Here is a 26,813-nt window from a genome sequence, read left to right as displayed (position 1 = left end):
GGCCGGCGAATCCGACCAGGGGTGGGGCGCGACCTCGACCAGAGTCGAATCAGCACCTCGCCCGTGGTGGCAGACGGTTCGAGCCGCCGGGCCGATGTGCCGGCCGCGCCGCGCGAACAGACTCGTTCACGTGCCGAGACAACCGGACACGAGACGGAGAAACGCGATGCGCAAGGGTGGCTATGCGGCCCTTGAGGCGGTCGGGTTGGTGATCACAGCCCTGGCCGCCCAAACGGTGATCCGCGGTTTGCTCGACCGGGACTCCGAGGTGCTGTGGGGCATCCTCGACTGGGTCCCTGGCGGCTTCACCGGCCGGCTGATCCTCCTCGGATGCATCGCGCTCCTCGGAACGGTGGCCGGTGGCTGGGCACACACCCGCCAGAGACCGAACACCGGGTCTTTCGGTCATTCCGGCCGAAGCCACGGCCGAGGAAAGCTCTGACGGCACCGGGACGCCCCGGCTCGCCGATGCGGCACGTGAATGCGGCCGGCGGCGGGCCGTACCAAGCCGCCCATTCCGGCACCCCCCGTGCGTCCCGCACACCTCATGCGCCCCATTCACCCCACACGCCCCGCACACCCCTATACACCCCGTATATCCCATACACCCCGTAGGCCCCCTCAGGAGGACCTTCGCATGCGCAGAACCCTGCCCCTCGCCCTCGCCACCACCGCGGTAGTGGCATCCGCAATGGCGGCGACCGCGATTCCAGGAGCATCGGAGGCGGCCGCGACACCGGACACCGTGCGGTGGGGCCCGTGCTCGGAGAAGGCCGCCTCCTCGCGCCTCGAATGCGCGACGCTCGAAGTCCCGCTGGACTACCGGGATCCGGACGGCCGCCAGATCGAGATCGCGATCTCCCGGCTGGCGAGCGAGAAACCGTCGCAGCGCCGCGGCGTACTGCTGACCAATCCGGGCGGCCCCGGCATCACGGGGCTGGGCTACCCGGCCGTTCTTGCCTCCTCAGGGCTGCCGCGGAAGGTGCTGGACTCCTACGACGTGATCGGCTTCGACCCGCGCGGTGTCGGCCGCAGCACGCCGGTGACCTGCGACCTGACGCCGGAACAGCAGAAGCGCGGCAACCTCCCGCCGTACGCGCACACCGCGGCCGATGTCGCGCGGGAGGCGGGGAACGCGCGGACCATCGCCGAACAGTGCGCCACCTCCCGGACGGCGTCGATGCACCCGCACATCACCACCGCGAACACCGCGCGCGACATGGACCGGATCCGGGCGGCGCTGGGCGTGCCGAAGCTGTCGTACCTCGGCGCCTCCTACGGCACCTACCTCGGTGCGGTGTACACGACGATGTTCCCGGAGCGCAGCGACCGGATGGTGCTGGACAGCAACCTGGGCCCCGGCGGTTACGACGTCACGGCCACGCGGTTGTTCGCCCGTGGGATGGAGGACCGGTTCCCGGACTTCGCGGCGTTCGTGGCCGCGCACCCCGAATACGGTCTGGGCACCACACCGAAGCAGGTGACCGCGAAATTCTTCGATCTCGCGGCGCGGTTGGAGGCGAAACCGGTCCAGGGCTACGACGGGAATCTGTTCCGCGGGATCACCTTCGACTCCCTCTACAGCGATGCGAACATGCCCCAGCTGGCCAAGACCTGGCAGGCGCTCGACACGAACCGGCCAGCGCCGCCCAACCCACCGCTGCCGAACATGGAGAACTTCATGTCCGCCCGCTTTTCGGTGATATGCGGCGATAATCGCTGGCCGGAAACGGTCCGGGAGTACCAGCGGAATGTCGCGGTCGACCGGCTGAACCACCCCATGCTGGGCGGCTCCTCGGCCGGTATCGGACCGTGCGCGTTCTGGCCCGACACGCGGGTCGAGCCGCCGGTGCGCATCGGTGGCCGGGGCCCGTCGAACGTGCTCATGGTGCAGAACGAGCGCGACCCGGGCACTCCGCTGGTCGGCGCCCAGAAGCTGCGGCGGGCGTTCGGGAAGCGGGCCACGATGGTGACGGCCGACCAAGGCGGGCACGGCGTCTATCCGTTCGGCCCCAACACATGCGCGAACGACGCGGTGACGGCATTCCTGACCACCGGGCAGCGTCCGACGCAGGACCTCGCCTGCGCGGCGGAGCCGGGCAAGTAGCGGGAGCCCAGACATGTTCAAGGACGTGCGGCACCGCCGGGCCGTGCAGCGGGTCAAGGCCGGGGACGGGCGAGCGCTGAAGCGTTTCCGCTGGTGGCAGATGCTCTCCCGGGCACTGTTCTACCTCCGGCTGATGAACGACGACGGCCGGCAGACGGTCTACGCCGTCGACGTCAGGCATCAGAAGCAGTCGTCCGGGGTCATCGCCCATCTGTACCTCGACGGCAGACATCACGCCGAGTCCAAAGTCCCCGCCGTCTTCCCCGTCCAGGGCGGCACCGTCGAAGTAAGGGCGAGCACCTTCGGACTCAAGCGCTGCCACTACGTCACCGCCGGGAGGACCGAGCACCAGCTCGTCCCGGACCCCAAATCCGCCGAAGGCCGCCGCGCCCGCCTCGACCGATCGCACCCCGCACTGAGCCGCTGGATCGGCTTCCTCTCGGTGATCGTGCTCGCCATCGGCCTGGTGCTGCTGGTCCTCCAGCTCGCCGAACAGATCACCCGGGCCCCGGAGGGGGTCGCCCAGTACGTCGGCACCTTCACCTCGCCCATCGACCTACCGGCCTGGGGCAACACGTTGGTCGGGCTCTGCACGGTGGCGGCCAGCACCGAGCGGGCGCTGCGGCTGCGTTACCACTGGCTGCTCGATGGCGGGGCGGGATGAGGCGGTGAGCAAAGCCCCGTACCGATCTCGGTGCGGGGCTTCGTGGCTGGTCCATCACTGTGGGCGCAGACGGGTTCGAACCGCCGACATCTGCCTTGTAAGGGCAGCGCTCTACCGCTGAGCTATGCGCCCTGGGGGAGCTGTCAGCCTACAGGGTCCCCGGGGTGGTGCGGCAATCGTGAAGGCGGCCCGGGGAGGGGGCCACGTCGGGGTTCGGTGAGAGAAGTCCGCAGATCGCGAACCGAACCGAGCGCTGTGCTCGTCAGTGTCGGGTGGGAGAATGACATTCGGACCTGGGCAATCCATCGGGAGCGGGTAGTGGCGGCGACATCTGCAGAGTCTGCGCGTCCATCGCGGGAGTCTGCGCGTCCGGGAGCCCGTATGCGTCGTTCGCGGCGTCCCTCCGTGCTCGGGCTGATGTTGCTGCCGGTGCCGTTGTTGGCGGTGGTGGGGGCGCTTTCGTTCGCTGGTGGGAGCGGGGGGCGGCGGTGGTTCGGGGGGCGGGGGGAGAGTCAGCGGGCCGAGGCGCAGGCGGCCAAGGACGCCGCGGCGGCGGCGTTCTATGAGCTGGACACGGCGCAGCGGGATCTGCGGATCTCCATCGAGACGATCACCGCCGTGGACGATTCGCCCGCCGCGCGCCGGACGGCGGCCGACTTCTCGGCGCTGGGGCAGCGGATCGACCAGGTCAGCCGGGACTACATCACGGCGGTGGACGCGCATGATCTGGATCGGGACGATCTGGACGCGGCGACGGCCTCCCGGGCGCGCGCCGATCTGACCCGGGCGACGGACGCGCTGGAGCGCACCAAGGCGGATCTGGACCGGTTCGCGCAGGGGCTGGGCCCGCTGCTGGAGCAGGCCGAGACGCGGCTGGCGCGGCTGGCGCCGGCGGTGGAGCGGGCGCGGCAGGCGCTGCTCGCGGCGAGTAACGCGCTGGACGCGGTGCGTGCGTCGGGGCTGCGGGCCGACGATCTGGCGGCCCGGCTGGCGCTGTCGCCCGAGTTGACCAAGCTCAATCAGGGGGCCGGGCAGCACGGTGTGCAGGAGACCCTGCGGCGCGCCGATGATGTGCTGCGCAGGGCGGAGGCGGTGCGCGGGGAGGCCGAGCGGCTGCCGGAGCGGGCGGCGGAGATCGACAAGCGGCTGGTGTCGCTGCGCACCCGCGCGCAGGCGATCACCACGCGGGCCGCCGGGGTCGAGCCCGTCCTCAGCGAGCTGCGCCGTCGCTACACCGCGGCCTGCTGGCAGGATCTGCAGCAGGTCCCCGCGCAGGCGGCGCGGGACGTGGCGCAGGCCGAGGAGAAGCTCAAGGAGGCGCAGGCGGCGCGCGAGGAGCAGCGCTGGCCGGACGCCACCGCGCTGCTGGCCACCGTACGGGCGCTGCTGAACAGTACGGACGAGGCCGTCTCGGCGGCCGGGGACCGGCTGCGGCGGCTGGACGAGGTGTCGTTCGACCAGCAGAAGGAGATCGAGCGCACCCGGTTCGCGATCCGCGACGCGCAGCGGCTGGCCATGGCCGGGCGCTCCACGCCCGATCCGCGCCACGCCCGCCCGCTGGACGACGCCGTGGAGCGCCTGGAGCGGGCCATCGCGGGGCTGGAGGGGCGGCATCCGGACTGGTGGCACTTCCTCTCCGAGACGGAGGCCGTACGGCAGACCGCCGCCCGGGTCGTCCAGGGGATTCGGGAGGAGCGGGGCAGCGGGCACTGAGCCCGCGTGCCAGGGTCCCTGTCGTCCGGGGCCCTGTCGTCCGGGGCCCTGCCGTTCGGGGCCCTGTCGTTCGGGGCCCTGTCGTTCGGGGGGCTGACCTGCGGTGCGGTGGTTATGCTCCTGCCATGCCTCGCTATGAGTACCGCTGCCGCGCCTGCGGCACCACCTTTGAGCTGAACCGGCCGATGGCCGAGTCCTCCGCTCCCGCGTCCTGCCCGGACGGGCACGGCGACACGGTGAAGCTGCTGTCCACCGTGGCCGTCACCGGCGCCTCGTCCTCCTCCGCCTCCCCGGCCCGGCCGCCGTCGGGTGGCGGTGGCGGTTGCTGTGGGGGCGGCTGCTGCGGCTGAGGGTGCGCCGGTGTTCAGCTGCGGGTGCGCCCGTGTTGAGCTGAGGGTCGGCGGCGGTTGAGCTGCGGTTGAGCCGACGGGGGCGGGGGCGGATCCTGGGAGGTACGTACCCGTGCCGCGCCTCCGTACGTACGCGACGCACCCCGATGTGCGCGCGTACGTCATTACGCGACGGTGGCGTGGCGTCCGCGGGGTACCGCCTCGACCGCGCGGAGCGCGAAGCCGAGGTCCGGCGCCAGCAGAAGGAGGCCGGAGATGGCTATGGGCCGCCCCTCCCCCATCGGTCCTCACCCCGCCGGAGTCGCACGGCACTTCCCGGAGCGGATCGGCGCGCACACCTCGCTCGATGAGCATCTGCCGGTCGATCACCGGCTCAGCAAGTTCTACCGCGTCGGCGCCGGGCTCATGGGGCTGGTGCTCGTCGCCTTCGGCTGCCTGGGCCTGGTCGACCAGGTCGGCTTCTTCGACATCGGCGGTGACACGGTCGCCGGGCTGAACACCAACGGCGCGCTGAGCGTGCTCTCCATCGTCATCGGACTGCTGCTGTTCGTCGGCATGGTCATCGGCGGCAACTTCGCCTCGACGCTCAACCTGGTGCTCGGGATCCTCTTCCTGCTGAGCGGGTTCGTCAATCTGGCGGTGCTGGAGACCACCTTCAACTTCCTGGCGTTCCGGATGCAGAACGTGCTGTTCAGCTTTGTGGTGGGGCTGCTGCTGATGTGGTTCGGCATGTACGGACGGGTCAGCGGCGGGCTGCCGCATGACAATCCGTACTGGGTGACCCGCCACCCCGAGCAGGCCGAACGCGAGGCCGCCCACGCCCGGGACCTGATCGCCGCGCGCGGGCGCGCCGCCGAACAGACCGGTACGACCGCCCCGCCCGGCACCCCGGTCACGCCTGGAGCCCCGGGTGGGCCCGTTACGGCCGGTGCCGGTGCGGGGGCAGAGGGGGGCCGTGAGTCCGCCGAGCGCCGCGGTGAATCCGGTGAGCGACGTGGTGCCGGCGAGGAGTCGGGTGAACGGCGCGGTCAGCCGCCCGGTAAGTGGGGCAAGCTGGATCAGCCCGGCGGCGCCGAGCCCACCGATAAGCCCGACAAGCCCGACAAGCCCGGGGGCCACCGCTGGGCCCGGTTCTTGCGCCGCCCCCGCTCTCGGTGACGCGGTCGCGGTCGGCCCGGCCCTCGTGACGCGGTCCGGCCTCCTGACGAGGTCGGCCCGGCCGCCTCAGCCCAGTCGGCGCGCGAGCGTCAGGCCGTCGGCGACGGTCAGCATGACCGCCTCCATCCGGACGTCCGCCGCCACATGATCGTTGAACGCCTGGATCGCGGCGCCCGCGGTCGACGGCGTCGGGGCCGTGACGTCCCCGTGGTAGAAGACGTTGTCCGCGACGATCAGACCGCCGGGGTTCATCCGCGGGACCAGTTCCTCCCAGTACGGGATGTAGTTCCCCTTGTCCGCGTCGAGATAGGCGAGATCGATATGCGGCTCGGCGGGCATCGCGCGCAGGGTGTCCAGCGCGGGCGCGATCCGCAGGTCGATACGGGCCTCGACACCGGCCTTGGCCCACGCCTTCCGCCCGTACGCCGTCCACTCCTCCGACACATCGCAGGCGATCAGCCTGCCGTCGGCGGGCAGCGCCTGGGCCATGGCCAGGGCGGAGAAGCCGGTGAAGGTGCCGACCTCGACGATGTGCCGGGCACCGACCAGCCGGACCAGGAAGGCCAGCAGCGGGGCCTGCTCCTCGGCCGACTGCATCCCGGCCTCCCGCGGGAGGCTGCGGTGGGTGACCTCGACGAGCTCGCGCAGTACGGGGTCGAGCGGCGGATTGTGCCGCAGGACGTAGTCGTACAGCTCGGCCGTGATCGGTGTGCTCTTGCTCTCGGCCATCGCGGCCCCCTTCGGTCTGCTCGGCTTCCCGGGCGATGTCGCACATGCCGACTGTCGTCTCCGGCGTGTCCGGCGTGTCCGCGTGTCTGTGGTGACGTGGTGCCTGTGGACACTGTGGTGACTTGGTGACTGTAACCCGACGTCACGACAGCGCGAGAAGTTCCGAAGGGGGCCCTGGGCGGATGGCGGGACGGTTCAGTCCCGGCCGCGGGAGACGGCGCGGATGACCTGGCTGCGGGCGCGCGCCCAGGTGACGGAGGACCGTTCGCCCAGGGCGCGGACGATGGCCTCGCCCGCCGCGACGCCCGTCTCCTCGACCACGGTCACCTGGGGTGCCGTCCAGCCGACGTCGGCCAGCTCGCCGTGGCCGGGGCGCCAGGCGCGGTCGGCCGCGAGCAGCAGATCGGTGTCGAGCAGCGAATCGCCCGCGGCGAGCACCTCGTCCGCTCCGGTGCGGTTTTTGATCTCGGCGACGGCCGCGCTCTTGGTGAGCGGCTTGGGCACGGCGTAGATCTTGCGGCCCTGCAGGGAGACCGTCCAGCCGCGCGGCTCGGCCCACTGCGTGAGTTCCTTGACGTACTCCTGGGGCAGCAGCTCCCGTTCGACGACGAGATAGGCGAAGAGCTCCTCGGCCACCCGCTCCTTGAGCAGCCAGGCGGGGTCGGCGGTGGCGCTGAGGTGGGCGCGCACCTCCTCCAGGGGGGCGCAGGCGTCGGCGAGGGCGGTACGGACCCGCTGGTTCCAGTCGGCGTCGGGCTCCCCGTTCACCAGCAGCTGGCCGCCGTTGGCGCAGATCGCGAACCGGGAGGCGGGGCCGGGGAGGCGGATGCGGCGGTACTGCTCGACGGTGCGGGTGGTCGTGGGGACGAAGACGGAGGTGCGGACCAGCTCGGCGAGCAGCCCGGCGGCGGTCTCGGTCATGTACGACAGCGGTCGGCCCTCGTACGTCTCGACGCACAGCAGCCGTGGGGCCTCGGCGTCCGGCATGTCGAGGCCGAGCGCGGCCGCGGAGTAGATCAGGGTGCGGTCGAGATCGCTTGCCACCAGGACGCTCATCGTGCGGCCACCGTTCTTTCGTCTCTGTTGGCGATGCCCGCCGTGTTCGCCTCGTGTGCCGTGTCTGTGGTGTCTGCTGTGCCTGCTGCGTCTGCTGTGTCTGGTGTGTCTTGTGTGCCTGATGTGGTTACTGCTTTTCCGTCGGCCCCGGTGGCACCCCGGGTGTAGCGCGGGTGGATCAGCCCGACGCAGGTGTACGGGAGCCCGTCGATCTCCTCGACCGGCACTCCGCGCTGCTCGGCGAGCAGCCGCACATGGTCCAGGTCGGCGCCCGCGCCGCGCTGGGCGAGGATCTTCCACGGGACGCGCCGCAGCAGCACCCGGGTGGTCTCGCCGACGCCCGGCTTGACGAGGTTGACGTCGTGGATGTCGTACTCCTGGCTGATCCGCTCGACCGCGGCCCACCCCTCCCAGGTGGGGGTGCGGTCGGTGGCCGCGAGCTGCCCGGCGTCGGCCATGGCGGCCTCGGCGACCTCCGCGAAGCGGCCCGAGACGGTGTCCAGGAAGTATCCGGAGACATCGGATCCGGCGAGCTCGCGGTAGTACTTCGCGCCGTGGAAGTCGTTCGGCCCGACGAGGTCGGCGCGGAGCACGGTGCGCGATATCAGCCCGGAGACGGTGGAGTTGAGGCATGCGGAGGGGACGAGGAAGTCGTCCCGCGTGCCGTAGGTGTCCACGCAGCGGCCCGGGTCGGCGAGGACCGCGATCCGCGGGTCGAAGTCCGGGTACGGGGCGAGGGCGTCCGACAGCTCGCGGGTGATGGCGCCCTTACCGGTCCAGCCGTCGACGAAGACGACGTCGGACGGGTCGTGGTGGTCCGCCAGCCAGCGCAGCGCGGCGGTGTCGATACCGCGGCCGCGCACGATGGAGACCGCGTAGTGCGGGAGGTCGAGCCCGTGGGCGTGCTGCGCCCAGCGGCGCATCAGCACCCCGACGGGGGTGCCGGCGCGGGCGAGCGAGACGAGGACGGGGCGCGGGGAGCGCTCGGCGAGCACGGTCTCGGTGACCGCGCCCACGGCGCGGGCGATCCGGGCGGCGGAGGCGTCGAGGGCGGCGCGGAAGAGCTCCTGGTAGCGCGCGTTCGGCTGGTACTCCACGGGCAACGACTCGGCGTAGTGCGCGCCCCCGCTCTGGATCGCCTCCTCCCGCTCCTCGGTGGGCGCTTCGAGGGTGACGTGGGAGAAGTCCTGGAGCAGCCAGCCGACCTCTTCGGGCGCGTAGGACGAGAAGTCCGGTCCGCGCAGGGGCTCGTACGACGGTTGGTGCATGGGCGGAGCCTGTCGTTCGGGGACGGTGCGGGGGGTGGGTGGGGTCTGGGGGCGGTACGCCGGCACGACGGCCAGGACCAGCCGGTCCGTGTGCGCGCCCAGCGCGGCGAGCAGCCCGCCGGGGGCGTGCAGCGCGGGCGTGTCGGCGGTCGAGTCGACGACGGCGACGACGGCGTCGAAGCGGCGGCGCGGATCGGCACCGGGCGCCACGTTGTAGGCGTAGCGCGGCCCGGGGCCGTCGGCGGGCTCGTCGTGCGCGGGGAAGGTCAGCCGGGTGCGGATGGCGTATCCGGGGTCGTCGACGGCGAGCACGGGTGAGCGGGTGGTCGTCGAATACCGCACCTCGACGCCGTCGAGGACGTCGTCGAGCGCCTTCGCGAGACGCAGCGGCGCGTACATCAGCTCCTCGAACCCGAGGACGAGGACGCGGCGGGGGGAGGGGCGGGGCGGCCGGGGCCGGCTCGCGTGGTCCCCGGTGGGCGTGGCCTGGTCGTCCGGCGCCAGCGCGTTCGCGAGGTTCGGCGCTTGCGACAGCGCGTTCGCGAGGCGGGTGGCCATGGCGGGGAGTGCCGCTTCCAGGCGGGCGCGGTGGGCGGGGGTGAAGCCGTGGCGGCCGCCGTCCGGGAGCCCTTCGGGCCAGCCGAGGTCCACGCGGGCCACGGCCGAGCCCGCGTCGGGGGTGGCGCCTGCCGGGGGTGCCGTGGGGGTGGCGCCTGCCGAGCCCGCGTCGGGGGTGGCGCCTGCCGGGGGTGCCGCGGGGGTGACGCCTGCCGAGCCCGCGTCGGGGGTGGCGCCTGCCGGGGGTGCCGCGGGCGCGCCCTCGTCCGGGGCGGTCGCCGCCTCGTGTGCGGCCACCAGCTTCGCGCCGCGCTCCAGGACGTCGTCCGGCAGATGCACCGTTCCGGCCGCGGCGGCGACCAGGTCGACGCGGGCGCCGAGGTCGGCCGCGAAGGCGTCCAGGCGGGCGCGGTCCTCGGGCGAGCGCATGTCCACCAGCGCGACCACCACATAGTGGTCGCGGGGGAAGCGGCGGTGGAGGGCGGCAATGGTGTTCAGGACCGTACGGCCCGTGGAGAACTCGTCGTCCACGAGGACCAGCGGGCCCGTCGAGGCCAGGAGCCCCGGGTCCTCGGGGAGCAACAGATGGGAGGTGGCATGGCTGTGCTCCTCCTCGAAACCGCCCACCGTGGCGACGCCCGGGACCGGGCGACGGGTGGAGTGGAGGTACGGGGCGAGGGCGAGCCCGTCGGCGACGCTGTGGCCGAGCCCGGTGGCGGTCTCGGCGTACCCGAGCACCACCGCGCGCGCCGCCGCCTCGTCGCCCAGCAGCTCCCGCACCCGGCGGCCGAGCCGCACGCCCGCGTCGTGGACGATGGCGGGGCGCTGCGGGACATGCTTGCCGAGCACGTTGGAGACCAGCAGATGCGCCCGCTTGGGGTTGCGCCGCAGGGCCAGCCCCAGCAGCTCGCGCAGCTCGGCGCCGCCGTCGCCGCCGCCCTGGCCGCTGACGCCGTTGCCGGCCTGGCCGCTGACGTCGTTGCCGGCCTGGTCGCTGTCGTTCCGGCCGCTGACGCCGCCCCGGCCGCCCTCGCCCTCCCGGCGCGCCTCACCGCCCCGGCGCGACACGCCCGCCCGGCGCACCCCGCCGTCCAGCCGTACTCCCAGCCGGTCCGCGACCCACTGTCCCGACCACACGTTGCCCACGCTCACGCCGCCCTGCGCCTCGTTTCCATCGTCGTTCGTCCGGAGTCGTCCGGAGTCGTCCGGAGTCGTCCGGGGGTCCGTCCCGGGCCCGGTTCGCTTCGCTCTACGTCCGCAGGCTTGCCGCCAGCAGTTCCACGAAGCTCACATCCTCCCGGGCGACCCCGAAGACCTCCGCGCGCCGCAGGGTCCGCTCGGCCCACGCCCGGTGCGGCTTCACCTCGTTCATTTTGTTGGTGTACGAGGAACGCAGCACCCCTCCCCCGCAGCGCTGGGGCTCCAGGATGTCCACCGCGTCGCTGAATTCCTCGTGGCTGACGACCGACAGCGCGTGGACGGGGGCCACGTGGGTGGGGTGGATGCAGGTCTTGCCCTGCAGACCGTTGGCGCGGTCCAGTTCGATCTCGCGCAGCAGCCCGTCCATGTGGTGCTCGATCAGCGCGGTGCGCAGGGCTTCGGCGCGGCCGCTGCTGAAGGGGCTGATCCGCAGTTGCGGTTTGAACATCCGCTCATGGGGTTTGAAGTACTCCCACACCGGCCCGGTGATCGTGAAGCCCGTGCCGTCGGCCCGGCCCAGCATGTTCACCACGTCCGCGATCACGGAAGCGACCAGCTGGACGTCGTACGCGGTCATGTCCGGCGCCCTGCGGAGCCCGTACGCCGAGCACAGATCGGTGACCCCGAGGCGCAGCGCCAGCACCCGCTCGCGGTACTTGTCGACAATCCGGCTGATGCCGCTCAGGGTGTCGGTGCGCGTTTCGCGGTGCATCAGCTCGGGCGATTCGAGAACCGGCATCGCGAAGAGCCGCCGTCCGCCCAACGCCTCGGTCACCTGGGCGCTTTCGGCCGACATCAGCGCCTCGAGGAAGGCCCGGCCGCGCTCCTCGGTGAACTTCGGCAGTACGAATCCGGACAGCAGCCGCACCCCCGCTCCGAGCCGGGTGACGAGATCGACGATCTGCTCGGGGGTGCGGACCCGGATGAAGAGCAGCGGCAGCGGGGTCCCGGGGGCGAGCCCGGACAGCTCCGCGAACTGCCGTATGAGGTTCTCCTCCGCCCCCGGCACCTCGGCGTCGTCGATGGAGTCCTCCAGGCACAGCACCATGGACACCACGCCGCGACCTGCCTGTTTGACGATGTCCTCGGCGAGCTTGGGCCGGGTCGCCGGGCAGTACAGGGTCGCGCCGAGCGCGACGGCCAGCGTCCGGGCGGGCGAGTCCACGCCGAATTCGACGGGCTCGCGATGAAAGACGTTCGCCCGCACCTCAGCCGGCAGATGTTCGAAATGCCGCATCTAACTCCCCGTACTGCCGGTACGCCGCCTCGGCCACGCTGACCCGCGGTTGGCCGATAATCGTACGTGCGACCCTGGGTCAAAAGTTCCCCAAGGGCGTGAAAATCACGTAACCCATGTGCGTCCGCATGGTGTCCGGCATACCCGCCCTGCCGTCCTGTACCACCTCCCCGCCGCCACCCGCCCCGCACCCTGCGTTGTCCCAGCACCCACTGGGAAGGCAGGATTGCCGCCATGACGCAGGCGATGCTGAAGGGATCGAACATCCCGCTGGAGGCCACGGCCATACGCGCGGTGTTGCGCTGGACCCCCGGCACGGACGTACCCGACGTGGACGCCTCGGCGCTGCTGCTGGACGCGGACGACCGGGTGCGCTCGGACGAGGACTTCGTCTTCTACAACCAGCCGAACCACCCCTCGGGTCTGGTCCGGCACCTCCCCAAGAAGCCGAACCAGGACGCGCTGACGGACACCATCGAGGCCGAGTTCACCGGGCTGGAGCCCGCGGTGCGCCGGGTGGTGCTCGCCGCGTCCGCCGACGGCGGCACCTTCGGACAGGTGAGGGATCTGAGCCTGCTGCTCTACGACGCCTCGTCCGGTGCGCCGCAGGAGGCGGACGCCGAGCCGATCGCGATCTTCGCGGTGCTGCCGGAGACCGGTAGGGAGGCCGCGCTGATCTGCGGTGAGCTCTACCGGCGCGGCGACACCTGGAAGTTCCGGGCCCTGGGACAGGGCTACGAGACGGGGCTGGTCGGGCTGGCCACGCAGTACGGGATCTCGGTGGAGGACGGCGAGGCCGCGGGCGGCTCGGACGGCGACGGAGCCGCGGCCCCGGCCGGGGCAGGGCCGGAAGGCGGCGCCGCTCCGGAGCCCCCGGCCATCCCCGCTCCCACCCCCGAGCCCCTGACCGCCGGCGCTCCGGAGCCCCTGGCCGCTCCCGAACCCCCCGCCACCGCGGCGCCCGCGGCCGCCGCCACCCACGCACCCCCGGCGGCCCCCGGCACACCGCCCCCGTCGTCCGAAGCGCCGACCCGGCCCCACTCCCCCGCCCCGGCGTACGGCTATCCGCACGCGGCGTCGCCCGACCCCTGGGATCCGCACCGCACCCAGCCCATGCAGCCCCCCACGGCGCACGGCGACAGCGGCTTCGGCTATGTGCCCCCGCAGGCCCCGCCCCAGCCGCCGCAGGCCCCGGCCGCGGGGTATCCGCAGCCGCCCGGCCAGCCCCCGGCGCAGCCCGGCTACGGCTATCCGCCCCAGCAGCAGACGTACGGCTATCCGCAGCCGCCCGCGTACGGCTATCCGCAGCAGGTGCAGCCGACGGGGCCGGTGGCGCCGCCCCCGCTGCCGATCCCCGTCCAGGTGCCGGACCCGCATTTCGTCCTGCCGCCGCAGGGGCCGCAGTTCCAGAACCGATAGCTCCGGAACGGACGGATGGGGGCGGGGCCGCGGGCCGGTCGGGTCACACCGTGACCCGACCGCACCGCCGGCAGCCGGTCAGCCCGGCCGCCCTGCCGGCAGCCGGTCACACCTTGGACTTGTAGCCCCGGCCCCATTGGAGGCCCCATCCGTACAGCCGGTCCAGCTCCGCCTGGAAGCCGTAGACGTACTTCACCTCGCGGCGGACCATCATCTCGCCCTTGACGTTCTCGATCAGCACGACGGCGCAGGAGCGGGCTTGCGGGGCCCGCTCGTCGAGCGCGATCTCCACCCGCGGCCCATTGCTCGGATAGAGCGTGACCAGGCCGTGGGTGCGGTCGAAGGCGGGGGTGCCGTCGTAGATGTAGACGAACACGAGCAGGCGCTTGATGTCGTCCTTGTGGTCCATGTTGACGTAGACCGTCTCGCCGGATCCGGAGCCGAACCGGTCGTCCCCGCTGAGCTTGACGTACGGCGCCTCGTTGAGATTGCCGAAGAACTCCCCGAGCGGCTGCACCACGCCCTTGGAGCCGCTCTTCAGCTCGTACATCACCGCGAGGTCGAGGTCGACATTGACCATCGCGGGCCCCTGGGCCTGCACCGGCTCGGGCTTGAACATCCGCAGGGGGTGGCGCAGCGAGCCGCGCCCCGCCCTGCTGTTGAAGTCCGAGGTGCGCATCTGCCAGGAGAGGTTGATCCGCAGATTGCCGCTGGCGGCCCCCTGTTTGGTCAGCGAGATCGTCGATTGCCGCTTGGTCAGCTCGACCACACCGGACGCGTCGCCGCTGTCGAACTCACGCCACGCGGACCGTCCCCAGTTGCTCCAGAACGCCATGGTGCGCACCCCACCCTTCGTGGCCCCGCTGCCTCAAAGCCGATCAACTGCCGCGGGGCGGCCGGGAGGTCGGAAGACCTCGGCCGCCCCGCTCAGAGCGTTCCTCAAACACCGCCGCGTCACACTCCCCGGAGGTCGGACTCCGGGAGTGACTTCGGTCGGACTCGGGCTCCGGACTCACGGACTCCGGACTCACAGACTCCGGACTCACGGACTCCGGACTCACGGACTCCGGACTCCTCCGGACTCCCGGACTCAGACTCCGGACGTGACTTCCGTCTTGGTCTCCGAGCCCTCGCCCGCGGCCGTCATCCGGCGGTTGCGCACCACCGAGGACCAGTACGAGGCGGCGATCAGCACCACGCCCACCAGACCGGTGATGACCTCGTTGATCTCGTACTTGATCGTGACCAGCAGGATGACGGCGAGCGCGCCGATCGCGTAGTGCGCGCCGTGCTCCAGGTAGACGTAGTCGTCCAGGGTGCCCCTGCGGACCAGGTAGACGGTCAGCGACCGGATGTACATGGCGCCGATGCCCAGACCCAGCGCCATCTCGAAGATGTCGTTGGTGACCGCGAAGGCGCCGATGACCCCGTCGAAGGAGAACGACGCGTCGATGACCTCGAGGTAGAGGAACAGGAAGAACGCGGCCTTGCCGGCGAGGCCGGCCACGGAGGCGCCGCTGGAGCCACGGCCGCCGCTGCCACCGCTGCCGTTGAGCTGGGCGTTCGCCGCGCTCTTCGTCTCCTCGCCGTCCTCGTCCGCGCCCTTGGCCTCGTCGGCCTCGTCCTCGTCTTCCTCCTCCTCTTCGAGTTTGTCCTCGAAGTAGCTGGAGATGCCGCCGACGATCAAGTAGGTGACCAGACCGGCGACCCCGGCCAACAGGACGGTGGAACTCTTGTCACCACCGCCGTGGGCCACGTCGGTGGCCACGGTGGTGGCGGAGATCAGCAGCACGACCAGGGCGACGACGACCGAGAAGGTGTCCAGCCTGCCCAGCTTGGCGAGCGGCTTCTCCAGCCACCCCAGCCACCTGATGTCCCGGTCCTCGAAGATGAAGTCGAGGAAGATCATCAGGAGGAAGATCCCACCGAAGGCCGCGATCGCCGGATGCGCCGCCGTGACCAGGTGCTCGTACTTGTCCTTGTCGTTGATCGCGAGATCGACGGCCTCGACGGGACTCAGCTTCGCCGTGATGGCGACGATGATCACCGGGAAGACCAGGCGCATACCGAAGACGGCGATCAGAATGCCGACCGTCAGGAAGATCTTCTGCCAGAAGGCGTTCATCTTGCGGAGAATGCCCGCATTGATGACCGCATTGTCGAATGAGAGCGAAATCTCCAGGATCGAGAGGATCCCGACGATTGCGAGCCCCTTCCACCCCCAGAGGACGCCGGCCAAGGCCAGACCGATCACCGTAATGGCGAACGACCAACCAAAGGTTTTGAGGAGCACTGCCAACCCATTCCTTCGTCGTAAGGTCTCCCCCGCGCGCCGTTTACGCGGCTTTACGAAACGTTGACTCCGAAGTCTAGAGCGATGCCACGCAGACCCGACGCGTACCCCTGCCCCACGGCCCTGAACTTCCACTCGCCCCCATAGCGATAGACCTCGCCAAAGATCATCGCGGTCTCGCCGGAGGCGTCCTCGGAGAGGTCGTAGCGGGCCAGCTCCTGGCCGTCCGCCTGGTTCACCACCCGGATGAAGGCGTTGCTGACCTGCCCGAACGTCTGGCGCCTGGTATCGGCGTCATGGATCGAGACCGGGAAGACGATCTTGTCGACCTGGGCCGGGACCTTGATCAGATCGATCAGCAGGGACTCGTCGTCGCCCTCGCCCTCCCCGGTGAGGTTGTCGCCGGTGTGCTCGACGGAGCCCTCGGGGCTCTTGAGGTTGTTGTAGAAGATGAAGTACTCATCGCCGAGCACCCGCCCCGACTGGCACAGCAGCGCGCTGGCGTCGAGGTCGAACGGCGCTCCGGTGGTGGAGCGCGCGTCCCAGCCCAGGCCGATGAGCACGTGTGTGAGATTCGGAGCGGCTTTGGAGAGGGAGACATTGCCCCCCTTGGCGAGTGTGACGCCCATGATGCTGATTCCTCCCCGGGGTGGTGCGTGGGTGATGCGCGTCCGGCGCCGCACCCCTGCCTCTGGGGCGCGGGGGTGCGGCGCCGGAATGGCTCGCGCGGAGGCCGCGTGCGGCCTCGTACGGGCCCCTGAACAGCCTTGGACGGCCGGTGACGGCCCTCGATGGCGCTCGACGGCTCGCTCAGACGTTGACGCCGAAGTCCTGCGCGATACCGCGCAGGCCCGAGGCGTACCCCTGGCCGATGGCGCGGAACTTCCACTCCGCCCCGTTCCGGTACAGCTCGCCGAAGACCATGGCGGTCTCCGTCGAGGCGTCCTCGGAGAGGTCGTAGCGGGCCAGCTCATTGCCATCGGCCTGGTTCACCACGCGGATGAAGGCGTTGCGCACCTGGCCGAAGCTCTGCTGCCGGGTCTCGGCGTCGTAGATCGACACCGGGAAGACGATCTTGGCGACATCGGCGGGGACGCCCGCCAGGTTCACCTTGATCTGCTCGTCGTCGCCCTCGCCCTCACCGGTGATGTTGTCTCCGGTGTGCTCCACGGAGCCGTCGGGGCTCTTGAGGTTGTTGAAGAAGACGAAGTTCTGGTCGTTGCCGACCTTGCCCTCGGCGTTGGTCAGCAGGGCGCTGGCGTCGAGGTCGAAGTCCGTGCCCGTGGTGGTACGGGCGTCCCAGCCCAGACCCACGACGACCGCGGTCAGGTTCGGGGCTTCCTTGGTCAGCGAGACATTGCCGCCCTTGCTGAGGCTGACTCCCACGAGTCCTCCCAAAAAGGTTCGTCAGGAGCACTGCGTGCCCCTTCATCAAAGGTTTCCCATCAGGATCAACGCGTCGATCCTAGTGAGCGGTTCCCCGCTACTACAGGGTTTCGAGGGCCTTGACGTAGTCGTTCAGGTCCCGGGCGTCGGGCAGACCGTTGACGATCGTCCAGCGCACCACACCCTCCTTGTCGATCACGAAGGTGCCGCGCACCGCGCAGCCCTTGTCCTCGTCGAAGACTCCGTAGGCGCGGCTGGTCTCGCCGTGCGGCCAGAAGTCCGACAGCAGCGGGTACTCAAGACCCTCCTGCTCGGCGAAGACCCGCAGGCTGAAGGGCGAGTCATTGGAGACCGCCAGCAGCTGGACCTCGTCGTTGACGAACGTCGGCAGCTCATCGCGGAGCGCGCACAGCTCGCCGGTGCAGACGCCGGTGAAGGCGAACGGGTAGAAGAGCAGCACGACGTTCTTCTCGCCCCGGAAGTCGGAGAGCCTGACCGACTCGCCGTGCTGGTTCTTCAGCTGAAAGTCGGGGGCCTTCGTACCGACCTCTATCGCCATGGGGACATCCCTTCGCTCACGTTCGGAAGATCACGTTCGAATGATCATGTGGTGCGCGTCCACCCTACGGGCAGAGCCCCCCTCCGAAAGGGAACGGAGGGGGGCTCTGAGGTGTGGATCCGCCAGCCTCAGCGCTTACCGCTGCGAGCGGCCTTCGGCGTGACCAGACGGCTGCCCGTCCAGTCCTTGCCCGCGTTGAAGCTCTTGGTCTGGGACAGGCCTGCGGTGGTCGCGGCCTCGTTGATGTCGCTCGGCTCGACGTAGCCGTCACGGCCGGTCTTGGGCGTCAGCAGCCAGACCGGTGCGCCGTCGTCGATCATCTGGATGGCGTCCACCAGCGCGTCCGTCAGATCGCCGTCGTCCTCTCGGAACCACAGCACAACGGCATCGGCCACATCGTCGTACTCCTCGTCGACGAGCTCCTGGCCGGTGATCTCCTCGATGGACTCGCGGAGCTCCTGGTCGACATCGTCGTCGTAGCCGATCTCCTGGACCACCTGTTCGGGCTGAAAACCCAGCCTCGCGGCAGGGTTGGTCCGCTCCTCCGCGTGGTCCGCGGTCGCGCTCACGGATTGCCTCCTGTCATCTTGCATTCACTCTTCGAGTCTGTGGGGCCCCGCGCGCGTACGCGAGGGCTTGGGCGTAGTCCACACGGGCCGGGCGGATCGCGCAAGTACCCGGCCAGCGATCCCGCCCAAACGTTGACGTGTCGCCGCAACTCCCATCATGGAGGAACGACACGCAACGGCGCGCGGCCGACCGGATTGCCCGAGGATGTCCGGCTTACGTGTGTGTCTAGCCACCCTACGCCGCCCCGGCGCCGAACGGCCGTACGCAGACGACCCCGGTCGTGGGCGTAAGGTTGCGATTCGGCCGTCGCACGCCGAACGGCCGCCGGAGCGCCCGTCTCACCTGGTGATGGTTACCACTCGGTAGAGGTGACGTATCCCGTACCCGAGGTACACGATGGACAACGGCGCTACAGCAGCAGAGCACGAATCCATGTGCGTGCACAGCACGACCGAAAAGCGAAGGAATAGCGTGGCTTCCGGATCCGATCGCAACCCGATCATCATTGGCGGCCTTCCCAGCCAGGTCCCGGACTTCGATCCCGAAGAGACCCAGGAATGGCTCGACTCGCTCGACGCAGCCGTCGATGAGCGAGGCCGGGAACGTGCCCGCTACCTGATGCTTCGCCTGATCGAGCGCGCCCGCGAGAAGCGTGTCGCCGTGCCCGAGATGCGCAGCACGGACTACGTCAACACCATCGCCACCAAGAGCGAGCCGTTCTTCCCCGGCAACGAGGAGATCGAGCGCAAGGTCCTCAACGCGACCCGCTGGAACGCGGCGGTGATGGTCTCCCGGGCGCAGCGCCCGGGGATCGGGGTCGGTGGCCACATCGCCACCTTCGCCTCCTCCGCCTCGCTGTACGACGTGGGCTTCAACCACTTCTTCCGCGGCAAGGACCACGACAGTGGCGACCAGATCTTCTTCCAGGGCCATGCCTCCCCCGGCATCTACGCCCGGGCCTTCCTGCTGGACCGCCTGACCGAGGACCACCTGGACGGGTTCCGTCAGGAGAAGTCCAAGCTCGGTCACGCGCTGTCCAGCTACCCGCACCCGCGGTCGATGCCGGACTTCTGGGAGTTCCCGACCGTCTCCATGGGCCTGGGCCCGCTCGGCGCGATCTTCCAGGCGCGGATGAACCGCTATATGGAGGCACGCGGCATCGCCGACACCTCCAACTCCCACGTCTGGGCGTTCCTGGGCGACGGCGAGATGGACGAGCCGGAGTCGCTCGGCCAGCTCTCCCTGGCCGCGCGTGAGGGCCTGGACAACCTGACCTTCGTGGTCAACTGCAACCTGCAGCGGCTCGACGGCCCGGTGCGCGGCAACGGCAAGATCATCCAGGAGCTGGAGTCGCAGTTCCGCGGCGCCGGCTGGAATGTGATCAAGCTGGTGTGGGACCGCACCTGGGACCCGCTGCTGGCCCAGGACCGGGACGGGATCCTGGTCAACAAGCTGAACACCACGCCGGACGGTCAGTTCCAGACGTACGCGACCGAGACCGGTGGCTACATCCGCGAGCACTTCTTCGGCGAGGACCAGCGGCTGCGCAAGATGGTCGAGGGCATGACCGACGACCAGATCCTGCACCTGGGCCGCGGCGGTCACGACCACAAGAAGATCTACGCGGCGTACGCGGCGGCCAAGGCCCACAAGGGCCAGCCGACGGTGATCCTCGCGCAGACCGTCAAGGGCTGGACGCTCGGCCCGAACTTCGAGGGCCGCAACGCGACCCACCAGATGAAGAAGCTGACGGTCGACGACCTCAAGCGCTTCCGCGACCGGCTGCACCTGCCGATCCCGGACCAGGAGCTGGAGTCCGGCCTGCCGCCGTACTACCACCCGGGCCGGGACTCGGAGGAGATCCAGTACATGCACGACCGCCGCAAGGCGCTGGGCGGCTACGCGCCGACCCGTGTCGTGCGCGCCAAGCCGCTGCAGCTGCCGGGCGACAAGACCTACGCGGCGCTCAAGAAGGGCACCGGCCAGCAGTCGATCGCCACCACCATGGCGTTCGTGCGGCTGCTGAAGGACCTGATGCGGGACAAGGAGATCGGCAAGCGGTTCGTGCCGATCGCGCCCGACGAGTACCGCACCTTCGGCATGGACTCGCTCTTCCCCTCGGCGAAGATCTACTCCCCGCTGGGCCAGACGTACGAGTCGGTCGACCGTGAGCTGCTGCTGGCCTACAAGGAGTCGCCGACCGGGCAGATGCTGCACGACGGCATCTCCGAGGCGGGCTGTACGGCCTCGCTGATCGCGGCGGGCTCCGCGTACGCCACGCATGGCGAGCCGCTGATCCCGGTCTACGTCTTCTACTCGATGTTCGGCTTCCAGCGCACCGGTGACCAGTTCTGGCAGATGGCCGACCAGCTGGCGCGCGGCTTCGTCCTGGGCGCGACCGCCGGTCGTACGACCCTGACCGGTGAGGGCCTGCAGCACGCGGACGGCCACTCCCAGCTGCTGGCCTCGACCAACCCGGCGGTCGTCGCGTACGACCCGGCGTACGGCTTCGAGATCGCGCACATCGTCCAGGACGGTCTGCGCCGGATGTACGGCGAGAACAGTGAGGACGTCTTCTACTACCTCACCGTCTACAACGAGCCGATCCAGCACCCGGCCGAGCCGGAGAACGTGGACCGCGAGGGCATCCTCAAGGGCCTCTACCGCTACCGGCAGGGCGAGAAGGGCGCCATCCCGGCGCAGATCCTCGCCTCCGGTGTCGCGGTGCCGTGGGCCATCGAGGCCCAGCGCATCCTGGCCGAGGACTGGAACGTCAAGGCGGACGTCTGGTCGGCCACCTCCTGGAACGAGCTGCGCCGCGACGCCGTCGAGGCGGAGGAGCACAACCTGCTCCACCCGGAGGAGGAGCAGCGCGTTCCGTACGTCACCCGGAAGCTGGCGGACGCGGAGGGCCCGAAGGTGGCCGTCTCCGACTGGATGCGTGCGGTTCCCGACCAGATCGCGCGCTGGGTGCCCGGCACGTACCAGTCCCTGGGCGCGGACGGCTTCGGCTTCGCCGACACGCGCGGCGCGGCCCGGCGCTTCTTCCACATCGACGCCGAGTCGATCGTGCTCGGTGTCCTGACGGAACTGGCCCGTGACGGCAAGATCGACCGCTCCGTCCTGAAGCAGGCGATCGACCGCTACCAGCTCCTGGACGTAGCCGCGGCCGACCCTGGCGCGGCGGGCGGCGACGCGTAGCCGTCTGCGACGGCGGGGAGCCGTGACGCGGTAGCCGTCCCCGCCGCGCAAGCCGTCTGCGACGGCGGTGACCCCCGACGCGGGGGCGGGCTGGATCCCCAGCCCGCCCCCGCGTCTTCGTGTGCCCCGGGGCCCCTGTCCGCCCGGGCCCCGCCCCGGGCGGACAGGGGGTGGGGTGCGGCGGGGGCGACGCCCCACACCTCGCCCGGGCCAGGGAGCTCCGCCCCACACCCCGACCCCAGGGGCTCCGCCCCACCACACCCCGTCCCCAGGGGCTCCGCCCCCGGTCCCCCGGCCCGAGCGCCGGACGGACCTGGCACCAGGCCGGATCCGGGAGCGGCGGAGCCGCACCGCAGAGCCCGCCCCACAGACGGCGATGGGGCCCGAACACCCAGACCCCGGACCGACCACAGCCACCCGACCAGCCCCCGGCCGGCGCCCTGGGACAACCCACCCGACCCGCGTCAGACGGAGCCCCGGGGCAGCGGAGCCACCCGATCGCGGCCACCCCAACGGAGGGTGGTGAACCCCCGTCCGCGCGGCGCGTGGCCACACACCCGCAGGGCCCCCGGGGCCCAGGGGCGAAGCCCCGGTTCGGGAAGGGGCGGGTAGGGGAACACCCAGACCCCGGACCGACCACAGCCACCCGACCAGCCCCCAGCCGGGCCCCGAGCAGCGGAGCCGCACTCGATCGCGGCCGCCCCAACGGAGGGTGGTGAACGCCCGTCCGCGCGGCGCGTGGGCACACACCCGCAGGGCCCCCGGGACCAGGGGCAGAGCCCCCGGTTCGGGAAGAGGCGGGTAGGGGAACACCCAGACCCCGGGCGGACCGGTCAGCGTTCCCAGATTTTGAAGGCCCGTACCTGGTACGGGGTTTCGGGGGCCCAGGACCCCGTGGGGTACGTGCGGAACTCGGCCGTCTCCGCGCACTCCCCGCTCTGATACGCCGTCACCGGACGGCCCGTCCGGTTCGCCAGCGAGGCCGCGGTCGTGCCGGACGGCAGGGGGACGCAGCTTTCGATGTCGACGCCGGCCAGTTCATGGGTCTGACGCGCCCCCGTGAAGCCGCCGCTCCGCCACAGGCACAGCTGACCGGCGGCGCAGTTCCCCAGGCGCGGTGGCGCGGCCGCGGCCCGGGCCGTCGCGGCCGAGGCCCCCGCCGCAGCCGGGGCCGCCGCGCGGCCGGGGCCGCCGCCGCGGCCGGGGCCGCCGCCGCGGCCGGGGCCGCCGCCGCGGCCGGGGCCGCCGCCGCGGCCGGGGCCGCCGCCGCGGCCGGGGCCGCCGCCGCGGCCGGGGCCGCCGCCGCGGCCGGGGCCGCCGCCGCGGCCGGGGCCGCCGCCGCGGCCGGGGCCGCCGCCGCGGCCGGGGCCGCCGCCGCGGCCGGGGCCGCCGCCGCGGCCGGGGCGGCCGCCGCGGCCGGGGCCACCGGCGCGAGGGTGGCGGCGAGAGTACTGGCGAGGGCCAGAGCCGAGACCGCGGCGGCGGCCGTAGTGATCTTGCGCATGTCGTTTTCGCTCCCCGTGTGGAACCTGTGGAAAGAACAGAACGGGAGCCAGCGTGTCCGCCGGCTCCCGTTCGCCACCATGGGGTCGATCAAGGTCCACCCTGATAGGGGGTTGACCGCGAGGGGTCAGATGTGGACGCCCCCGCCGGCCGCCTCCGCGTTCTCACCGCGCTTGGTGAAGCCCGCGACCAGCGCCGCGACCACCGAGACGACGGCGGCCACCGTGAAGGCGAGGCCCATCCCTGACACGAAGGTGTCATGCGCGACGGCCGTGATCTTCCCCGCGATCTCCGGCGGAGTGCTCTTGGTGACGGGCGCGATGCCGACCTCGACGGCGTCCGACGCCTTGGACTCCGCGCCCTTGGGCATCGGCGGCAGCCCGGCGTCGGCCCACTTCTGCGGCAGCGTGTTGTCCACCCTGCCCGCCATGACCGCGCCCAGGACGGCCGTGCCCAGGCTGCCGCCGACCTGCATCGCGGCCTGCTGGAGGCCGCCGGCGACACCGGCGTGCTGGATCGGGGCGTTGCCGACGATGACCTCGGTGGCGCCGACCATCACCGGGCCGAGGCCCAGACCCAGCAGGGCGAACCAGATGGACATCTCGAGCCCGCCGCTGTCCACGTCCAGCCGGGAGAGGCCGAACATCGAGACGGCGGTGATCACCATGGCGGTCACCAGCGGCACCCGCGGCCCGAACTTGGTGATCAGCGCGCCGGCCAGCGGCGAGGCGACGATCATCATCGCGGTGAGCGGCAGCAGCCGCAGTCCGCTGTCGACGGGGCTCAGCCCGTGCACGTTCTGCAGATAGAAGGTGACGAAGAACAGCCCGCCCATGAAGCCGAAGGCCATCAGCACCATCAGCACGGTGCCCGCGCTCAGCGCCACCGAACGGAACATGCTCAGCGGCAGCAGCGGCTCCCGCGTCCGGCTCTCCCAGAAGACGAAGACGACGAAGCAGACCACCGACAGGCCGAGGAAGAGCAGTGTGCGCTGGTCGGTCCAATGCCAGTCGGCGGCGTTGATCAGCGCCCAGATGAGGCAGAACATCGCACCGGACAGCAGCACGATGCCGGGGAGGTCGAAGGAGCGCGGGGCCTTCTCTGCGCGGTGGTCGACCAGCAGCAGGAGGCCCAGGACCAGCGCCAGGACGCCGACGGGCGCGTTGATGAAGAAGACCGACTGCCAGTTGACGTGCTCGACGAGCAGTCCGCCGACGATGGGGCCGGCGGCGGTGGAGGCGCCGATCACCGCGCCCCAGATGCCGATCGCCATGTTGAGCTTCTCGGCGGGGAAGGTGGCGCGCAGCAGTCCGAGCGCCGCGGGCATCAGCAGCGCGCCGCACAGGCCCTGCAGCACCCGGAACACCACGACGAGCGAGACCTCGCCGGAGAAGCCGATGGCGGCCGAGGAGATGGCGAAGCCGATGACGCCGATCAGGAAGGTCTGGCGGTGGCCGAAGCGGTCACCCAGCTTGCCGGCCGTGATCAGCGCGACGGCGAGGGCCAGCAGATAGCCGTTGGTGATCCACTGGACATCGGCGAGCGAGGCGCCGAGGTCCTTCTGGATGGCCGGGTTGGCGATGGCGACGATCGTGCCGTCGAGGGCGACCATCGTCACGCCGAGGGCGACGGTGAGGAGCGTCAGCCATGGATGACCCCGAAGCCCTTTGGGGGCATCGGCTATGGGAGGTTCCGACGCCGAATCGGCGACGGTGGTCGAAGAGGTCATGACCGGAGGCTAATGTCAGCGTCTGACAATTGACAAACCGATTCATCCGCCGGTAACTGACGTTTCTGTCACAGGTATTCTGAGCAGCCACAACGCGGCCCCGAGCCGACAGAAAGCGAGCCGATAGGTGACAACGGACGAGGCAGTGGCGGATCCGAAGACGCCACCACCGCCCGGGCTGCGCGAGCGCAAGAAGCAGCGGACGCGGAACGCCCTGGTGCGCTCCGCGCTGGAGTTGTTCACCCGTCAGGGATATGAGCACACGACGGTCGACGAGATCGCCGGGGCGGTCGAGGTCTCCCAGCGCACCTTCTTCCGGTACTTCGCCAACAAGGAGGAGGTCGCCTTCGCCAGCCAGGAGTCGGCCGAGTGCCACTTCTTCGCCGCCCTGTGCGGGCGCCCCGCGGACGAGGCGCCGCTGGCGGCGCTGCGCGGCGCGGTGCTCGACGCCTGGGGCAGCATCGGGGACGCCATCGAGCAGATGGTGCCGCCCGAGCTCCATATGCGGATGTACCGGGTGATCGAGTCGACGCCGAGCCTGCTCGCCGTGCATCTGCGCCGCACCGCCGAGATGGAGGAGCGGCTGGCGAGCGAGATCGCCCGCCGCGAGGGGCTGGACATCGACGCCGACCCGCGGCCGCGGCTGGTGGTCGCGATGTTCAGCGGAGTGATCCGGGTGTCCGGGAAGCTGTGGGGCGAGGGCGAGGAGGACAGCATGGTCACGTTGCGAGACCTCACCGCGTTCCATCTTGATTACGTGGGCCCTACCCTCGCCGAACAATGGGATAAATAGCACCAATTCCGACATACCTCCCTTGAATTCCCGCCGTCAAACGTGAGATGAATCACGGCATTTGGCGCGTGGCACCACGCTTCTCCTAGGGTGTGCCGCGGTGACTTCCTTCTCGGAGCTCGGCTCCCCCTCCCCCGGTTCCACCGCTTGGCGCGCCCTGCTCGCGCTGGCGGTGGTGTTCGTTCTCCTCGCCACCACCGGGTGGACGGCCGTACGGAGCCACAGAGGAGCCCCGTCCGCGCTCACCGCGTCGATCAACGCCTGGCGCAACGGATCGCTCGGCGGCCGTGCGCTGCCCGATCCGTACGGCTCGCCGCGCGCCCTCGGCCGCTGGTTCGACTCGCTCACCAGGGCCCAGACGGACCGCCTGGTGCGGCGCTATCCGCTGGCCGTGGGCAATCTCAACGGCGCGCCGGTGGAGCTGCGGTTCAAGGCCAACCGCGTCGCCCTGACCCAGGCGCGCGGCGACGAGCGCAAGCGGATGCACGACCCCCAGCTCACCCCGATGGGCCGCTCCGACGCGACCCGCCGGATGGATCGCTACCAGGATCTGCTGGGCGCCGGGCGGCAGATCCTCTCCTTCGATCCGTCGGGCGGCGGACGGGCCGCCGAGGTCTTCGGCGACCTCGCCCACGCCAACCGGGTCTCGATCGTGGTGCCGGGGGTGGACACCGACATCCTGACCTTCCAGAAGTCCGGGCGCCCGTACACCGCCACGGTCGGGATGGCCCACGCGCTCTACGAGAACGAGCGGGCCGACGCCCCGGACACCAAGACCGCCGTCATCGCCTGGGCCGACTACACCTCCCCCGCCGGAATCGGCATGGACGCGGCCACCGGCAAGCTGGCCGCCCAGGGCGCGGTGCGGCTGCGCGCGCTGGTCGACGCGCTGCCCGCGCTCTCCCGGGTCTCGCTGATGTGCCACAGCTACGGCTCGGTGGTGTGCGGGGTCGCCGCCCGCGATCTGCCGCCCAAGGTCACCGATATCGCCGTGGCCGGCAGCCCCGGGATGCGCGCCGACCACGTCTCCGACCTGGGCACCAGCGCCCGGGTGTGGGCGATGCGGGACTCCGGCGACTGGATCGGGGACATTCCGCATCTGGAGGTCGGCGGGCTCGGTCATGGCGCGGACCCGGTCTCCTCGGGCTTCGGCGCCCGGCTGCTGTCCGCGGACGGGGCGGATGGACACGCCGGATACTTCGAACCGGGCACGACCAGCCTGGACAACTTCGCGCGGGTGGGAATCGGTGCTGTCCAGTCCGTGAGCTGCGGCGACGGCGACGACTGCACCGCGGGGCTACGCTGACGGCCGGCGCAAAC

At 71.0% G+C, this 26,813-nt stretch carries 22 protein-coding genes and 1 tRNA gene; 10 read left to right on the top strand and 13 right to left on the bottom strand.

The features are described 5' to 3' along the window. Positions 1 to 166: 166 nt before the first annotated feature. The 3 genes from J8403_RS29745 to J8403_RS29735 all read left to right on the top strand — a co-directional run bounded on the left by J8403_RS29745 (position 167) and on the right by J8403_RS29735 (position 2,771). Positions 167 to 442 carry a hypothetical protein gene (locus tag J8403_RS29745; RefSeq protein ID WP_211125857.1) on the top strand — a complete coding sequence of 92 codons (276 nt, stop codon included), beginning with the start codon at positions 167 to 169 and terminating at the stop codon, positions 440 to 442. Between the two features lie 195 nt (positions 443 to 637). Then, a complete protein-coding gene (locus J8403_RS29740) occupies positions 638 to 2,107 on the top strand; it encodes an alpha/beta hydrolase (protein ID WP_211125856.1) in 1,470 nt (489 codons plus the stop codon). A 13-nt stretch (positions 2,108 to 2,120) separates the two neighbouring features. Continuing rightward, positions 2,121 to 2,771 (top strand): hypothetical protein, encoded by a 651-nt coding sequence (locus J8403_RS29735; RefSeq protein WP_211125855.1) that lies wholly within the window; start codon positions 2,121 to 2,123, stop codon positions 2,769 to 2,771. Positions 2,772 to 2,831: 60 nt separating this feature from the next. Here J8403_RS29735 and J8403_RS29730 read toward each other — a convergent pair. Further along, positions 2,832 to 2,903, bottom strand: a tRNA-Val gene (locus tag J8403_RS29730). 249 nt (positions 2,904 to 3,152) lie between these two features. Here J8403_RS29730 and J8403_RS29725 point away from each other — a divergent pair. The 3 genes from J8403_RS29725 to J8403_RS29715 all read left to right on the top strand — a co-directional run bounded on the left by J8403_RS29725 (position 3,153) and on the right by J8403_RS29715 (position 5,992). Further along, on the top strand, positions 3,153 to 4,484 hold the full coding sequence (locus J8403_RS29725; RefSeq protein ID WP_211125854.1) for a coiled-coil domain-containing protein: 1,332 nt from the start codon (positions 3,153 to 3,155) through the stop codon (positions 4,482 to 4,484). Between the two features lie 125 nt (positions 4,485 to 4,609). Next, on the top strand, positions 4,610 to 4,834 hold the full coding sequence (locus tag J8403_RS29720; protein WP_211125853.1) for an FmdB family zinc ribbon protein: 225 nt from the start codon (positions 4,610 to 4,612) through the stop codon (positions 4,832 to 4,834). Positions 4,835 to 5,089: 255 nt separating this feature from the next. Next, positions 5,090 to 5,992, top strand: a complete 903-nt coding sequence (locus tag J8403_RS29715) for a DUF4383 domain-containing protein (RefSeq protein ID WP_211125852.1) — start codon at positions 5,090 to 5,092, stop codon at positions 5,990 to 5,992. A 66-nt stretch (positions 5,993 to 6,058) separates the two neighbouring features. Here the strand turns inward: J8403_RS29715 and J8403_RS29710 are convergent, their stop codons facing one another. From J8403_RS29710 to J8403_RS29695, 4 genes are all read right to left on the bottom strand, one after another. Then, positions 6,059 to 6,721 (bottom strand): O-methyltransferase, encoded by a 663-nt coding sequence (locus J8403_RS29710; RefSeq protein ID WP_211125851.1) that lies wholly within the window; start codon positions 6,719 to 6,721, stop codon positions 6,059 to 6,061. 195 nt (positions 6,722 to 6,916) lie between these two features. Beyond that, on the bottom strand, positions 6,917 to 7,777 hold the full coding sequence (locus J8403_RS29705; RefSeq protein WP_211125850.1) for an HAD family hydrolase: 861 nt from the start codon (positions 7,775 to 7,777) through the stop codon (positions 6,917 to 6,919). Then, positions 7,774 to 10,518 (bottom strand): phosphoribosyltransferase, encoded by a 2,745-nt coding sequence (locus tag J8403_RS29700; protein ID WP_246586390.1) that lies wholly within the window; start codon positions 10,516 to 10,518, stop codon positions 7,774 to 7,776. Before J8403_RS29700 ends, J8403_RS29705 begins: the two co-directional genes overlap by 4 nt. 334 nt (positions 10,519 to 10,852) lie before the next feature. Beyond that, the gene (locus J8403_RS29695; protein WP_211125848.1) at positions 10,853 to 12,040 is read right to left on the bottom strand and encodes an HpcH/HpaI aldolase/citrate lyase family protein; all 1,188 of its coding nucleotides are present in this window, start codon (positions 12,038 to 12,040) and stop codon (positions 10,853 to 10,855) included. Positions 12,041 to 12,274: 234 nt separating this feature from the next. On the opposite strand from J8403_RS29695, the gene J8403_RS29690 reads away from it, so the two are divergent. Then, positions 12,275 to 13,459, top strand: a complete 1,185-nt coding sequence (locus J8403_RS29690; RefSeq protein ID WP_211125847.1) for a TerD family protein — start codon at positions 12,275 to 12,277, stop codon at positions 13,457 to 13,459. Positions 13,460 to 13,565: 106 nt separating this feature from the next. Here J8403_RS29690 and J8403_RS29685 read toward each other — a convergent pair whose 3' ends face one another. The 6 genes from J8403_RS29685 to J8403_RS29660 all read right to left on the bottom strand — a co-directional run bounded on the left by J8403_RS29685 (position 13,566) and on the right by J8403_RS29660 (position 18,266). Further along, a complete protein-coding gene (locus J8403_RS29685) occupies positions 13,566 to 14,294 on the bottom strand; it encodes a TerD family protein (RefSeq protein ID WP_211125846.1) in 729 nt (242 codons plus the stop codon). A gap of 255 nt (positions 14,295 to 14,549) precedes the next feature. Further along, on the bottom strand, positions 14,550 to 15,752 hold the full coding sequence (locus J8403_RS29680) for a DUF475 domain-containing protein (RefSeq protein WP_211125845.1): 1,203 nt from the start codon (positions 15,750 to 15,752) through the stop codon (positions 14,550 to 14,552). 53 nt (positions 15,753 to 15,805) lie between these two features. After that, positions 15,806 to 16,381, bottom strand: coding sequence for a TerD family protein (locus tag J8403_RS29675; RefSeq protein ID WP_211125844.1), 576 nt, complete (start codon positions 16,379 to 16,381; stop codon positions 15,806 to 15,808). A gap of 181 nt (positions 16,382 to 16,562) precedes the next feature. After that, complete coding sequence (locus J8403_RS29670) at positions 16,563 to 17,138, bottom strand: TerD family protein (RefSeq protein WP_009718272.1); 576 nt, start codon at positions 17,136 to 17,138, stop codon at positions 16,563 to 16,565. A gap of 100 nt (positions 17,139 to 17,238) precedes the next feature. Continuing rightward, positions 17,239 to 17,697 carry a peroxiredoxin gene (locus tag J8403_RS29665; RefSeq protein WP_211125843.1) on the bottom strand — a complete coding sequence of 153 codons (459 nt, stop codon included), beginning with the start codon at positions 17,695 to 17,697 and terminating at the stop codon, positions 17,239 to 17,241. Positions 17,698 to 17,825: 128 nt separating this feature from the next. After that, on the bottom strand, positions 17,826 to 18,266 hold the full coding sequence (locus J8403_RS29660; protein WP_014060347.1) for a DUF3052 domain-containing protein: 441 nt from the start codon (positions 18,264 to 18,266) through the stop codon (positions 17,826 to 17,828). 472 nt (positions 18,267 to 18,738) lie between these two features. Here J8403_RS29660 and aceE point away from each other — a divergent pair, with 472 nt between their 5' ends. Further along, on the top strand, positions 18,739 to 21,468 hold the full coding sequence (aceE, locus tag J8403_RS29655) for a pyruvate dehydrogenase (acetyl-transferring), homodimeric type (RefSeq protein WP_211125842.1): 2,730 nt from the start codon (positions 18,739 to 18,741) through the stop codon (positions 21,466 to 21,468). An 833-nt stretch (positions 21,469 to 22,301) separates the two neighbouring features. On the opposite strand, the gene J8403_RS44800 is transcribed toward aceE, so the two are convergent. Together J8403_RS44800 and J8403_RS29645 are read right to left on the bottom strand one after the other, a co-directional pair. Continuing rightward, positions 22,302 to 23,072 (bottom strand): peptidase inhibitor family I36 protein, encoded by a 771-nt coding sequence (locus J8403_RS44800; RefSeq protein ID WP_425519839.1) that lies wholly within the window; start codon positions 23,070 to 23,072, stop codon positions 22,302 to 22,304. Positions 23,073 to 23,098: 26 nt separating this feature from the next. Beyond that, positions 23,099 to 24,700, bottom strand: a complete 1,602-nt coding sequence (locus J8403_RS29645) for an MFS transporter (RefSeq protein ID WP_211125841.1) — start codon at positions 24,698 to 24,700, stop codon at positions 23,099 to 23,101. 127 nt (positions 24,701 to 24,827) lie between these two features. On the opposite strand from J8403_RS29645, the gene J8403_RS29640 reads away from it, so the two are divergent. After that, positions 24,828 to 25,493, top strand: coding sequence for a TetR family transcriptional regulator (locus tag J8403_RS29640; protein ID WP_211125840.1), 666 nt, complete (start codon positions 24,828 to 24,830; stop codon positions 25,491 to 25,493). 100 nt (positions 25,494 to 25,593) lie between these two features. After that, the gene (locus tag J8403_RS29635) at positions 25,594 to 26,799 is read left to right on the top strand and encodes an alpha/beta hydrolase (protein WP_211125839.1); all 1,206 of its coding nucleotides are present in this window, start codon (positions 25,594 to 25,596) and stop codon (positions 26,797 to 26,799) included. The last annotated feature ends 14 nt before the right edge of the window (positions 26,800 to 26,813 follow it).

Origin of the sequence: Streptomyces yatensis, from assembly GCF_018069625.1 — a bacterium.
Lineage (GTDB): Bacteria > Actinomycetota > Actinomycetes > Streptomycetales > Streptomycetaceae > Streptomyces > Streptomyces yatensis.
Note: the sequence above shows the minus strand (reverse complement) of the source record. Positions and strands in the feature narration are given on the sequence as shown.